General features: G+C 50.1%; 14 protein-coding genes. 4 read left to right on the forward strand and 10 right to left on the reverse strand.

Annotated elements, in window-relative coordinates; genetic code table 11:
• From livG to livK, 4 genes are all read right to left on the reverse strand, one after another.
• On the reverse strand, positions 1–768 hold the full coding sequence (gene livG / locus FH968_RS10495; protein ID WP_139879138.1) for a high-affinity branched-chain amino acid ABC transporter ATP-binding protein LivG: 768 nt from the start codon (positions 766–768) through the stop codon (positions 1–3).
• Positions 765–2,051, reverse strand: a complete 1,287-nt coding sequence (locus FH968_RS10500) for a high-affinity branched-chain amino acid ABC transporter permease LivM (protein ID WP_139879140.1) — start codon at positions 2,049–2,051, stop codon at positions 765–767. The genes livG and FH968_RS10500 overlap by 4 nt, the downstream gene beginning before the upstream one ends.
• On the reverse strand, positions 2,048–2,974 hold the full coding sequence (gene livH, locus FH968_RS10505; RefSeq protein ID WP_139879142.1) for a high-affinity branched-chain amino acid ABC transporter permease LivH: 927 nt from the start codon (positions 2,972–2,974) through the stop codon (positions 2,048–2,050). Before livH ends, FH968_RS10500 begins: the two co-directional genes overlap by 4 nt.
• A gap of 74 nt (positions 2,975–3,048) precedes the next feature.
• Positions 3,049–4,158, reverse strand: a complete 1,110-nt coding sequence (livK, locus tag FH968_RS10510) for a high-affinity branched-chain amino acid ABC transporter substrate-binding protein LivK (protein WP_139879144.1) — start codon at positions 4,156–4,158, stop codon at positions 3,049–3,051.
• A 419-nt stretch (positions 4,159–4,577) separates the two neighbouring features.
• On the opposite strand from livK, the gene panM reads away from it, so the two are divergent.
• Positions 4,578–4,958, forward strand: coding sequence for an aspartate 1-decarboxylase autocleavage activator PanM (gene panM / locus FH968_RS10515; RefSeq protein WP_139879147.1), 381 nt, complete (start codon positions 4,578–4,580; stop codon positions 4,956–4,958).
• 46 nt (positions 4,959–5,004) lie between these two features.
• Here panM and FH968_RS10520 read toward each other — a convergent pair whose 3' ends face one another.
• From FH968_RS10520 to ftsY, 5 genes are all read right to left on the reverse strand, one after another.
• Positions 5,005–6,108 (reverse strand): branched-chain amino acid ABC transporter substrate-binding protein, encoded by a 1,104-nt coding sequence (locus tag FH968_RS10520; protein ID WP_139879149.1) that lies wholly within the window; start codon positions 6,106–6,108, stop codon positions 5,005–5,007.
• A 221-nt stretch (positions 6,109–6,329) separates the two neighbouring features.
• Complete coding sequence (rpoH, locus tag FH968_RS10525) at positions 6,330–7,184, reverse strand: RNA polymerase sigma factor RpoH (protein ID WP_034499532.1); 855 nt, start codon at positions 7,182–7,184, stop codon at positions 6,330–6,332.
• 257 nt (positions 7,185–7,441) lie between these two features.
• Positions 7,442–8,497: a permease-like cell division protein FtsX gene (ftsX, locus tag FH968_RS10530; protein ID WP_139879151.1), complete on the reverse strand. Its 1,056-nt coding sequence runs from the start codon at positions 8,495–8,497 to the stop codon at positions 7,442–7,444.
• A complete protein-coding gene (ftsE, locus tag FH968_RS10535) occupies positions 8,490–9,158 on the reverse strand; it encodes a cell division ATP-binding protein FtsE (protein ID WP_139879153.1) in 669 nt (222 codons plus the stop codon). The genes ftsX and ftsE overlap by 8 nt, the downstream gene beginning before the upstream one ends.
• A 2-nt stretch (positions 9,159–9,160) precedes the next feature.
• A complete protein-coding gene (gene ftsY / locus FH968_RS10540; protein WP_139879155.1) occupies positions 9,161–10,750 on the reverse strand; it encodes a signal recognition particle-docking protein FtsY in 1,590 nt (529 codons plus the stop codon).
• Between the two features lie 160 nt (positions 10,751–10,910).
• Here ftsY and rsmD point away from each other — a divergent pair, with 160 nt between their 5' ends.
• Together rsmD and FH968_RS10550 are read left to right on the forward strand one after the other, a co-directional pair.
• Positions 10,911–11,507, forward strand: a complete 597-nt coding sequence (gene rsmD / locus FH968_RS10545) for a 16S rRNA (guanine(966)-N(2))-methyltransferase (RefSeq protein WP_139879157.1) — start codon at positions 10,911–10,913, stop codon at positions 11,505–11,507.
• Entirely contained in the window at positions 11,497–11,766 is a 270-nt protein-coding gene (locus FH968_RS10550) for a DUF1145 family protein (RefSeq protein WP_139879159.1), read from the forward strand. The genes rsmD and FH968_RS10550 overlap by 11 nt, the downstream gene beginning before the upstream one ends.
• 2 nt (positions 11,767–11,768) lie before the next feature.
• Here FH968_RS10550 and FH968_RS10555 read toward each other — a convergent pair whose 3' ends face one another.
• Positions 11,769–12,125 (reverse strand): DUF2500 domain-containing protein, encoded by a 357-nt coding sequence (locus FH968_RS10555; protein WP_139879161.1) that lies wholly within the window; start codon positions 12,123–12,125, stop codon positions 11,769–11,771.
• A gap of 144 nt (positions 12,126–12,269) precedes the next feature.
• On the opposite strand from FH968_RS10555, the gene FH968_RS10560 reads away from it, so the two are divergent.
• Positions 12,270–12,896 carry a lysoplasmalogenase gene (locus FH968_RS10560; protein ID WP_139879164.1) on the forward strand — a complete coding sequence of 209 codons (627 nt, stop codon included), beginning with the start codon at positions 12,270–12,272 and terminating at the stop codon, positions 12,894–12,896.
• The last annotated feature ends 90 nt before the right edge of the window (positions 12,897–12,986 follow it).

A 12,986-nucleotide genomic window follows, 5' to 3' on the forward strand; every position in this document is an offset into this window, starting at 1 on the left:
TTATGCCTCTCCCAGATAGGCGCGGATTACGTCAGGGTTATTGCGGATTTGCTCCGGCGTACCATTTGCTAACGGTGTTCCCTGGTTCACAACGTAGATCCGGTCAGAAATGCCCATCACCAGTTTCATATCATGCTCGATTAACAGCACGGTGGTGTTGTGATGGTTACGCAGCTCCATGATCAGTTCATCAAGCTCATGCGTTTCTTTCGGGTTAAGGCCAGCGGCCGGTTCATCCAGCATCAGGATTTCTGGCTGAGTCACCATGCAGCGCGCGATTTCAAGGCGACGCTGATCGCCATACGCCAGGTTACTCGCCTGACGGTTAGCCTGCTCAAGCAGCCCAATACGATCAAGCCAGATAGCCGCCCGGTCGAGCGCTTCGCTTTGTGACCGGCGAAAAGCTGGGGTTTTCAGCAATCCTGAGAACACACCGGTTTTCAGTTGCATATGTTGGGCAACCAACAGATTTTCAATGACGGTCATTTCACGGAACAAGCGCACGTGCTGGAAAGTGCGCACCACGCCCATACGCGCAATTTGTTGGCCCGGTAGCCCTTCCAGGTGCTGGTCACGCAACATAATCGAGCCGCCCGTTGGTTTATAAAAACCGGTCAGGCAGTTAAATACTGTGGTTTTGCCCGCGCCGTTTGGGCCGATTAACGAAACAATTTCTTGTGGATGCAGTTCCAGAGAAACATTGTTTACAGCGAGAAGGCCACCGAAACGCATCATCAAGCCGTTTACGGATAACAATGGCTGACTCATGCCTGCTCTCCTTTGGCTTGTTCTACTTGCTCTTTCTTCAGTTTCAATTGAGGGCGCGTCATTGGCAGCAAACCTTGTGGACGCCAAATCATCATCAGCACCATCAACCCGCCTAGCATCAACATGCTGTATTCGTTCAGGTCACGCATCAGTTCACGTGACACGACCAGCAGAACTGCGGCGAGGATAACGGCAAATTGCGAACCCATACCGCCCAGTACCACAATCGCCAGCACGAATGCCGATTCGGCAAAGGTGAATGATTCCGGACTCACAAAGCCCTGGCGCGCAGCAAACAGTGTTCCGGCAAAACCTGCGAACGCGGCGCTGATAGTAAATGCGGTCAGTTTGATGCGAGTTGGATTCAGACCCAGTGAGCGGCAGGCGATTTCATCTTCACGCAATGCTTCCCAAGCACGCCCCAGCGGCATACGCAGCAGTCGGTTAATCACAAACAGCGAAAACACAACCAGCAACAGCGCAACAAGGTACAGGAAGATAACCCTGTCGCCGGGATTGTAGGCGACGTTAAAGAAGTTGCTGAAGGTATCCCAACCGCCTTCACGCGCACTACGGCTGAATTCCAGACCGAACAGCGTGGGTTTTGGGATCTGGCTGATGCCGTTCGGTCCGCCAGTTATTTCGGTGTTATTGAGCAGCAAAATACGGACGATTTCACCGAAGCCCAGCGTCACAATCGCGAGGTAGTCACCTCGCAGCCGCAGCACCGGGAAGCCCAGCAGGAAGCCTGCTGCCGCAGAAACCAAACCTGCGATTGGCAAGCAAGTCCAGAATCCGAGACCGTAATAGTGGTTCAGCAACGCAAAGGTGTAAGCGCCGATGGCATAAAAACCACCATAGCCCAGAACCAACAAGCCAGACAAACCAACGACCACGTTCAAACCGAGACCGAGAATAATGTAGATCATCGTCAGCGTGGCGATATCCACCGTGCCGCGTGAAACCACGAACGGCCACGCAACGGCAAGCACCAGCAATGCCAGCAGGAACAGTTTTTGTTTTGGCGTGGAACCGTCGAGCGCGGGCAGAACAAACTTCGGCCCGGAGACTTTTTTCATGCCTTTCTGGAATACAGGACGCAATAACTGGAAGACAAAAACAATCGCCGTACCAATCAGAACCCATTCCCAGCGCACTGTTTCAGCGCTGTGTACCACAAGTTTCGTTCCATCGAGGCTGAGCTGCACACCCATGAACACACCCGCCAGAACGAAGAACATGACCGCCGAAAGTGCTGCAAAAACAACATGCATCGGTTTCATACTTTTTCTACCTCCGGACGGCCCAGGATACCCGTTGGCATAACCAGCAGAACCACGATGAGCAGCGCAAAGGAGACAACATCTTTATATTCAGTGCTCAGATACGCCGACGTCAGCGCTTCTGCCACACCTAAAATCAAACCACCAATCATTGCACCAGGAATACTACCGATACCGCCAAGAACCGCTGCGGTGAAGGCTTTCATCCCAGCCATAAAGCCGATGTATGGGTTGATTACACCGTAGAATTGGCCAAGCAATACACCAGCAACCGCTGCCATTGCCGCGCCAATCACGAACGTCAGAGAGATAACACGGTCTGTGTTAATACCGAGTAGGCTCGCCATTTTCAAATCTTCTGCACACGCACGGCAGGCACGGCCCATGCGGGAATAGCGGATAAACAGCGTCAACGCCAGCATCGCAAGGAAAGTCACAACCCAGATAACGAGCTGCATGGTGGTGATAGTTGCGGTGAAGTTATCGCTCGCCCCTACAATCCATTGGCCGTTAAACAGGCTTGGTAGCGCGATATCGCGCGAACCTTCAGTGAGACTGACGTAGTTTTGCAAGAAGATGGACATACCGATGGCAGAGATCAGTGCAATCAGACGCTTAGAGTTACGCACCGGCTTATAAGCGACGCGTTCGATGCTCCACCCATAGGCGCTGGCGATAACAATCGCACCAATGAAACCCGCACCGACAAGCATCCAGCCCGCATCAATGCCCATCATCATCAGTGCTGCGATGATCATAAACGAGACGTAGCTGCCTATCATGTACACCTCGCCATGGGCGAAGTTGATCATGCCGATAATGCCATAAACCATGGTGTAACCGATGGCAATCAACGCGTAAGTACTGCCCAGCGTGACGCCGTTAAACATCTGTTGCAGGAAGTAGAGGAACTGCTCGGACATACAATAACCTTATTTATTCCTTCTCCGACGCATAGCCGCCGGAGAAGTAGGATGACCCAGAATTGCCGGTCTGTTTATTTCGCCACAGAGGACGAACCGTCGGCATGCCACTGGAAGACACCAAATTCAAATCCCTTCAGATCGCCTTTCTCATCCCAGTTCAGCGGCCCAATCACGGTTTTCGCACCGTTTGCTTTCAAGTCTTTGATTAAATCAGCAGGTTCAGCGCTGCCAGTACGCTCAAGCGCGGTTGCCAGAGATTGCACGGCTGCGTAAGTGATCCAGACATATGGGCCACTTGGGTCTTTCTTCTCAGCTTTCAGTTCGTCAACGACAGCTTTGTTCGCTGGGTCCTGGTCATAGCGTTTTGGCATAGTCACTAACATACCCTCGCCCGCAGCACCCGCGATGTTGGACAGCGATGCGTTACCGACACCTTCTGGGCCCATGAACTGAGTTTTCAGGCCAACAGCACGTGCCTGACGCAGAATCTGGCCCATTTCTGGGTAATAACCACCGTAGTAAACGAAGTCGATATTTTCTTTCTGCAGACGTGCAACCAGCGTGGAGAAGTCTTTATCGCCTGCGGTGATGCCGTCGAAGAAGACGATGTTTGCGCCCGCTTTTTTCAGACCGTCTTGTACAGAACGCGCCAGACCTTCACCGTATTGCTGTTTGTCATGAATGATAGCGATACGTTGAGGCTTAACGGTTTCAAGAATGTACTTAGACGCCGTTGGACCCTGGGAAGAATCCAGACCAGCGGTACGCATAATCATCTTGTAGCCGCGGTTTGTCAGCTCTGGGTTAGTAGCACCAGGGGTTATCATCAGAATGCCTTCGTCTTCATAGATATCAGACGCTGGCTGAGTAGAAGAAGAGCACAGGTGGCCGATGACATAGCGCACACCGTCGTTAACGATTTTGTTGGCAACCGCTACAGCTTGTTTTGGATCGCAAGCATCGTCGTATTCAACCGCAACAAGTTTGTCGCCTTTGATGCCACCTTTGGCGTTGATGTCTTTGATTGCCTGGCGAGCACCGTTAAATTCCATGTCGCCCCACTGCGCAACCGGGCCTGACATGGCACCAACAACCGCAACTTTGATATCCGCTGCAGTTGCCGCGTGAGACACCGCCAGCGCAATAATCCCAGCGAGTAATGTCTTCGCGTTTACTTTCATTCGTTGAATCCCCATTTCTCGTGATTATGTGGTTTTATTATGGTTAAAAAACATGCTGCACATTTTTTAACCTTTAACCATTTTTATGATTGTCTTTAAGGGTTTAGCGCTAAAATTTACAATTTTTACGGCTAAACTCTCTATTTTTCAGGCTATTAAGCAAAGATATTATTCTGTATTTGCTTATAGTTAAACAAAAAAAAGCAGCTTTTTCAGCATAAAATAGCGATACAAAGAACGGAATAAATCACTAGGTTTTAGGGTTTTATACTGAACAACTTTCAATCTGACGCTGATAGAACTGGCATATGTTTTCCACAAAAACTAATCACCTGGTTTATGGTGGATAAAAGATAAAGCGTCTGGCGCAAATAAATTGGTTACACTCGATGTTTTCCCGCTTTTTGGTTAGCTCGCTTATGAAACTCACCATCATTCGTCTGTTTGAGTGTAGTGCTCAGGATGAGATCGATCTTGCTAAGATCTGGCCGGAATATTCCAGCTCCTCGCTCACCCTTAGCGATACCCACAGAATTTACGCCGCAAAATTTAACGACAGGCTATTGGGTGCGGTGCGCGTCACGCTTGCCGATACGCATGGTGCATTGGATTCGCTACGGGTACGCGAAATCACCCGTCGTCGTGGCGTTGGGCAATATTTAGTAGAAGAAGTGATTCGTGATAACCCTGACATCACCGGATGGTGGATGGCAGATGTCGGCATGGAAGACCATCGCGTAATAACCGCGTTTATGCAGGCGTTGGGTTTTAAAGCTCAGGATGGTGGTTGGGAGAAGTGATTCATTCGTTCCCTCTCCTGTTGGAGAGGGAACGAATTTAGAAAAATTACTTAGCGTCGGTCGCTGTACCGTTAGCATGCCAGGTAAACACACCAAACTCAAAACCTTTCAGATCGCCTTTCTGATCCCAGCTCAACGGCCCCATTACGGTTTCAACTGTGCTGCCTTTCAGGTAAGTCGCGATCTTCGCAGGATCTTCTGACTGCTTCAGACCCGCCGCTAAAGATTGCAGAGCTGCGTATGTTGTCCATACGAATGCGCCGCTTGGATCTTGTTTCTTCGCTTTGATGGCATCTACAACAGGTTTGTTCGCAGGAATCTGGTCGTAGTTCTTCGGTTTAGTGACTAACAGGCCTTCAGCAGAGTCGCCAGCAATGTTAGACAGAGAAACGTTCGCCACACCTTCCGGCCCCATGAACTGAGTTTTCAGACCTGCTGCACGAGACTGACGCAGGATCTGACCCATTTCTGGGTGATAACCACCGTAGTAAACAAAATCGATGTTTTCTTTCTTCAGGCGCGCCACCAGCGTGGAGAAATCTTTCTCGCCTGCGGTGATACCGTCAAAGAACACCACATTAGCGCCGCCTTTTTTCAGGTTGTCCTGAACCGAACGCGCCAGACCTTCGCCATACTGCTGTTTGTCATGAATGACCGCGATGTTTTTCGGTTTCACATGATCAAGGATGTATTTCGCAGCCGTCGGGCCTTGATCGGAGTCCAGACCGGTAGTACGCATTGTCAGTTTGTAGCCACGTGCTGTCAGCTCAGGAGCCGTTGCCGCAGGCGTAATCATCAGAATACCTTCGTCTTCGTAGATATCAGACGCAGGTTGAGTGGAAGAAGAACACAGGTGGCCGATGACGTATTTAATACCGTCGTTAACCACTTTGTTGGCGACCGCTACCGCTTGCTTCGGGTCACAAGCATCGTCGTATTTGGTAATAACCAGCTTATCGCCATTAATACCACCTTTGGCGTTAATATCGGCTACCGCTTGCTCTGCACCGGTAAATTCCTGGTCGCCATATTGTGCAACCGGGCCAGACATCGCCCCAACTACCGCTACTTTGATATCCTTAGCAAATGCTGCGTTGCTCATCGCAAGTGCAATACAACCAGCCAATAATGCTTTGCCCTTCATTTTCATCCTGAGAATCCCCATTCTTGTTGTGATTGGTATTTGTTGTGTTGTTTCGGCACGATTTTATTTTTGATTTACGAATACCGCGTGTGCCTTCACCGCATCCAGAGTTAAAAACATACCCGAATTTGCGGTTTTTGGAATAACAATTTTTTCACAAGATGAACAGGAAAGTAACAGGCATAAAAAAACCGCCCCGAAAGGCGGTTTTTTTCTAACTGAATAACTTACGCTTCGATTGCCATGCGCAGTTTTTTCATCGCGTTCTTTTCAAGCTGGCGCACACGCTCAGCGGAAACGCCGTAACGATCGGCCAACTCTTGCAACGTGCTCTTGTTGTCTTCGTCAAGCCAGCGTGCGCGGATAATATCCTGGCTACGCTCATCCAGACCCAACATAGCGTCGCTGAGTTTATCAGCCGCGTGCGATTCCCAGTTATCGTCTTCAATGCCATCGGCAAAGTTAGAAGACTTATCCTGCAAGAACAGCACAGGAGCCATTGGCGCGCTGTCTGAATCGTCGTCGTTACCCATGTCAAACGTCATGTCCTGCGCTGCCATGCGAGATTCCATCTCACGGACATCTTTGCTGGAAACACCCAGCTCGTTGGCAACCATTTCAACTTCGTCTTGATTGAACCAACCCAGACGCTGTTTGGTTTTGCGCAGGTTAAAGAACAACTTACGTTGTGCTTTAGTGGTTGCCACTTTCACAATACGCCAGTTACGCAGAACGTATTCGTGAATTTCAGCTTTAATCCAGTGCACGGCGAACGACACCAGACGGACACCCACTTCCGGGTTAAAGCGGCGCACAGCCTTCATCAGGCCAATGTTACCTTCCTGAATCAAGTCAGCCTGCGGCAAGCCATAGCCCGAGTAATTACGAGCGATATGAACAACAAAGCGCAGGTGTGACAGGATCAGCCTTTTCGCTGCTTCCAGATCGCCCTGGTAATGCAGCTTTTCAGCCAGCTCCTTCTCTTCCTCAGCCGTCAACATCGGCCAAGAGTTAGCGGCCCGGATATAAGATTCCAGGTTACCAACAGGGGCTAAAGCTAAATTTTGCATTTCTTTGGTCATTCAAACCCTCTCTTAGAAGCTAACGTACAGGTTGCTACAACATGCTGCACCTGACTTCACGTCAAGCGCCAAACCGTACCATTCACAGTAAACTCAGACAGTGATGTTATCCACAAGTTCACTGTAAAGCTGTGCATATATTACACACAAAATGTGACAGAGCTATGAAACTGGGCAGGAGAAACACTAACCGAGGTGGGAGCATGTCCCCTGCTAACGGGTACTTCGTAGCAGGGAACAAGTATATCAAAAAATTTTTACTCTGGGGTAAAACGACGTAAATGTTGTACCGTTGCGATCCATGCAGCCAGCCAGCCGCTCATAGATGCAACCAGCAGCAACAGCAGGCATTCGTCGAATCCTAAGCCGGTAAGATCGAACTTAGTGCCGAACACTTGCGCGACTTCGGTTACCGCTGACGACAAGCGCCAAACCAGGATTTCAGTCAGGATCAGCGACAAGAACGCACCGCTAAAACCTAACAATGCGCCACCATATAAGAACGGGCGCAGGATGAATCCATCTGTGGCGCCAATCAGCTTTTGCACGTTGATGGTGTCGCGGCGGGCAAAGATGCTCAAACGCACACTGTTCCCAATCACCAGAAACACCGCCGCAACCATCAGTACGCCAATCATCGCGGCAACACGGCCCACAAGACCTGTCAGCGAAGCAAGACGCGCAAACCAACTGTCGTCCATGCGCACTTCATCGACACCATGAATACGCGCCACGCGATCACGCAACGTGTTCAGATGATCTGTAGTTTGGAAGTCGAGCTTCGGGTTAACCACAGCAACCGCAGGCAGCGGGTTTTCTTCCAGCATATCTAGTGCGCCACCAAAACCAGACCAGTTACGGAACTCGCCCAGCGCTTCGTCACGCGAAAGATAATTAACTTTATCGACACCCTCTTCAGCCTGAATCGCGCCCACCACTTGCTGCGCGGCATTATCATCGAGCGCTTTATCGAGGTAAACGGTGATTTGCGGAGACGGATAATACTGTGTGGCAGCCTGGTTCACGTTCTTGTAAACCATGTAGCACACGCTTGGCAGCGTCAGTGAAATGGCGATAACCATCACCGTCAGAAACGTGGCTAAAGGTTTGCTGCGTAAGTCTTGTAAAGCGCCCTGCCAGGCATAGCGGAACTGCTCATTCACGCCGCCTTTAAGAGATTTGCTTTTTGATTGAGGCCCTTTGCTGCGTTTTTTCACCGAGCGGCCTAAATCTCCTAACTTATTCAGCGAGTTGATTTTATCCAGCTTATTGCTAAAACGCTTTATTTGATTGAGCGCGCTGCGTTTATTCACCTGCAAGGCCTCCATGCAAATGGCCGTCACTTAACGTCAACATGCGGTAATTACGGCGAGATATCAGCCCAATGTCATGCGTCGCCATCAGAACGGTTACACCAACGCGGTTAAATTCCTCAAACAGACGTAAAATCCCTTCCGAGAGCGCATCATCAAGGTTACCGGTTGGTTCATCCGCCAATAGTACAGCAGGTTTGTTCACCACCGCACGGGCAATACCTACACGTTGCTGCTCGCCGCCGGAGAGTTGAATCGGAAGATTCTTCGCTTTATCAAGCAGGCCTACTTTATCCAGTGCTGCTGACACACGGCGGCGAATATCTTCACCGCTGGCACCCGCAATGATCAGCGGGATTGCCACGTTGTCGTACACGGTTCTGTCCATCAACAAATGGTGATCCTGAAAGATCATTCCAATCTGGCGGCGCAAGAACGGCACTTCGCGGCTCTTGAGGCGGCTAATATCATGGCCGCCAAAAGCTATCTTCCCGGCACTTGGCCGTTCAATACCGCAGATAAGCTTGAGCAGGGTACTTTTCCCCGCGCCAGAGTGGCCGGTCAGAAAAGCCATCTCGCCAGGTTGCATGTGGAAGGTGACTCCCTGCAACGCTTGTCTCCCACCGAGATAGGCCTTACTAACGTGTTCAAAGCGAATCATGGTTAATCCTCTCGGGCAAAAAGTGCCTCAATAAAATCGCCCGCATTAAACGGACGCAAGTCCTCAATACGCTCGCCGACACCAATGTAACGGATCGGAATACCAAACTGATCGGCAACGGAGAAAATCACGCCGCCTTTGGCTGTACCATCCAGTTTGGTTAGCGTAATGCCTGTCAATCCAACGGCTTCATGGAACAATTTAGCCTGACTAATCGCATTCTGCCCGGTGCTGGCATCAAGAATGAGCATAATCTCATGCGGCGCATCCTCGTCCAATTTTTTCATGACACGGACGATTTTCTTCAACTCTTCCATCAGGTGCGCTTTGTTCTGCAAACGCCCAGCGGTATCAGCCAAAAGAACGTCGACATTGCGCGCTTTTGCCGCCTGAATAGCATCGAAAATCACCGATGCAGAATCAGCACCAGTATGCTGAGCCACAACAGGAATATTGTTGCGCTGCCCCCATACCTGCAATTGTTCTACCGCTGCGGCACGGAACGTATCGCCCGCGGCCAGCATCACAGATTTACCTTCTTGCTGGAACTGGCGAGCCAGCTTGCCAATGGTGGTGGTTTTACCCACGCCATTAACGCCAACCATCAAGATGACGAACGGTGTTTTGCCTTCAACTTTCAGTGGCTCATCTACTTTAGCCAGAATTTCGCCCATATCTTCTTTCAGCAGACCGTACAACGCTTCCGCGTCACGTAACTCTTTACGGCTCGCGCCTTCTGTCAGATTAGTGATGATTTTACGCGTTGTTTCAACACCAACATCCGCGATAAGCAGCTGCTCTTCCAGCTCTTCAAAGAGATCATCGTCGATTTTCTTGCCACGGAAAAGACTGATAAATCCGGAACCGAGGTTTTGTTTAGTCTTAATTAAGCTGCGTTTAAGACGCGCAAAGAAACCTTCTTTGGTTGGTCTCTCCTGTTCTTGCTGAGTTTCTTCGGCTCGAGATTCTTCGACGGCTTCTTCAGGTTCCAGCTCTTCGTGCGTTTCTTCAACGACAGCGGCTGCAACAGGTACGTCTTCAGCAATCACTTCTTCGACAGCAACGTCTTCAACAATTACGTCTTCAACTACAATTTCTTCAACCGGAACAACAGCGACTTCTTCGGGTTCAATGACCGTTTCAGTCTCAATTTCGGCGACAACAGGTTCTTGTTCTGGCTGCCATTCTTCTGGCTGCTGTACCTGTACATCGTCTGGAATGATATCTTCAGGAACAGACAATTCTTCATGTTCAACGGCAACTTGCGCAGTGACTTCTGGCTCAGGCTCCGGCTCTGGAATAATTTCTGGCTCAGCCACCACTTCGCTTTCAGCGAGTTTTTCACTCACTTCCACGATGTCGTCTGCGAAAACTTCAGGTTCATCACGCTTTTCAAGCGCAACAGGTTCAGCTTCTGGCTCTACAGTTTCTTCCGTTGTCTCCGGTTGTTGAACGTCAATAGTTTGCTCAACAACTTCTTCCACAACCGGTTGTTCTTCTGCTGGTTTTTGTTCTGATTCTTGTTCAGAAGCCTGTTCTTTCTGGCCAAAGCCTAACCATGAAAAAAAGCCACGTTTTTTCTCTTTCGCCATTTGCGAACACACCCCTCGCTGTTAATTCATGGCACAGGCCCGATTGAGCTTGCCACGGGCACTGAAAATAATTATCGAATGAATACGTTAGTCTATCACTTTCCCCGCTTTACACACACCGTTACACTAGGCGGCAAGAAATTGCATCGCAGTGAGTCTCATGAAAAAACCGCAATCTACTGGCACCGGCCAGATCCGTATTATTGGTGGCCAATGGCGCGGCCGTAAACTACCCGTTCCTGACAGCCCGGGTCTGCGTCCTACCACAGACAGAGTTCGTGAAACTCTGTTTAACTGGCTGGCCCCGTCAATGGTTAATGCAACTGTGCTGGATTGCTTTGCAGGAAGCGGTGCCCTGGGGCTCGAAGCCTTATCGCGTTATGCAGCCAGCGCCACATTGTTGGAGATGGATCGCAACGTCTCGCAGCAGTTGCAAAAAAATCTCGTCACCCTGAAAGCAACTAATGCAAAAGTGGTGAACGCCAACACGCTGAATTTTTTGGCACAACCCGGCGCGCCGCACACCATCGTGTTTGTTGACCCGCCATTCCGCAAAGGGTTGCTGGACGAAACATTAGCACTGCTGGAACGCAACGGTTGGCTGGCAGATGAAGCACTGATTTACGTCGAAAGCGAAGTTGAAAATGGAATGCCTGCGGTACCGGCAAGCTGGTCACTGCATCGTGAAAAAGTCGCAGGCCAGGCCGCTTACCGTTTATTTAGCCGTGAATTTAAGGAGCTACACAATGCTGATTAATATAGGCCGTTTGCTGATGCTCGGCGTGTGGGCATTTTTGTTACTGAATATTTTCCAGCCGTTCCCGCGCCCGCTGAATATCTTCATTAACGTGGCGCTGATTTTCACCGTGTTGATGCACGGAATGCAGTTAGCATTGCTGAAATCGACCCAACCGAAAGATAGCCCACCGTTGAGCCGTTCTCAGCAAATTAAGATTTTTATCTTTGGGGTGTTTGAACTATTGGTCTGGCAGAAAAAACTGCGTCAGGGCAAATAAAATCACTCGGGGATGAAGCCGACAAAGCGCGTCCCCTTGTACTGCAACATCCCTTTATCCCCAACGGTCATTGAGTGATATTGCTGCGCCGTTACCCGCATTTTCAGCTCCAGCCCACCACTTTGTGGCCGAAACCAAATCTCATAACGCATCGTATCTTCGACGGGTGTCACCTGCCGTTGCCGTGACCGACGATCGTTGGTTGGCGTTTCACGTTTTGTCGCCACCAGCACGTTTCGTTGCATCACTGGTGCCGCATCATTTTCCGCATTCTGACGACGTTGCTGAACAAAGCGAAACGACGCTGCCACGACGATTATCGCAACGATGGCAATGAAGAAAAGTGGCATTTTACTCATGGATTTATCTCGATTTGTCAGGCACTTTTAAGAATACCCTGCCGTTCAGGACGTTGTCATCAGACTCTGTTGACCACTAGACTGAAACGAGGCTCCGTATTTCTGGAGTCTGCAGCAGATTAACTAATAGAAAAGGGACACGCCATGCTTTGGTCATTTATCGCCGTATTCTTTTCCGGATGGCTCTACGTTGACGCCTCTTATCGTGGGCCAACCTGGCAACGCTGGGTCTTCAAACCCGTCACACTTCTGCTTTTATTACTACTGGCCTGGCAGGCGCCCATGTTTAACGCGACTGGCTATTTGATTGTCGCAGGCCTGCTGGCAACACTACTCGGTGATGCACTAACCCTGCTTCCAACCCAGCGCATGCTGTACGCCATCGGTGCATTTTTCCTGTCGCATTTGCTCTACACCCTCTATTTTGCCAGCCAGATGACATTTAGTTTCTTCTGGCCATTGCCGCTAATTCTGTTGGTTGTTGGCGCATTACTGACAGCCGTAATTTGGACGCGCCTCGAAACTTTCCGCTGGCCGATTCTGACCTTTATCGGCATTACGCTGGTGATGGTATGGCTTGCCGGTGAGCTTTATTTCTTCCTGCCGACGCGTCCAAGTTTCTCGGCCTTTATCGGCGCAATGCTGCTGCTTTTAGGCAATATTGTCTGGTTAGGAAGCCATTACCGCCGTCGCTTTACGGGTGACAGCGCCATCGCCGCAGCCTGCTATTTTGCCGGGCACTTTATGATTGTCCGAGCGCTGTATATCTGACCGTCCGGGCGGTATTTACCGCCCACCCAACTTCCCTCTTGACTCTGGAGTCAACTCCAGAGAGTAACATGGGCAATGAGAACATTATCA

The organism is Buttiauxella sp. B2 (genome assembly GCF_006376615.1).
Taxonomy (GTDB): Bacteria; Pseudomonadota; Gammaproteobacteria; order Enterobacterales; family Enterobacteriaceae; genus Buttiauxella.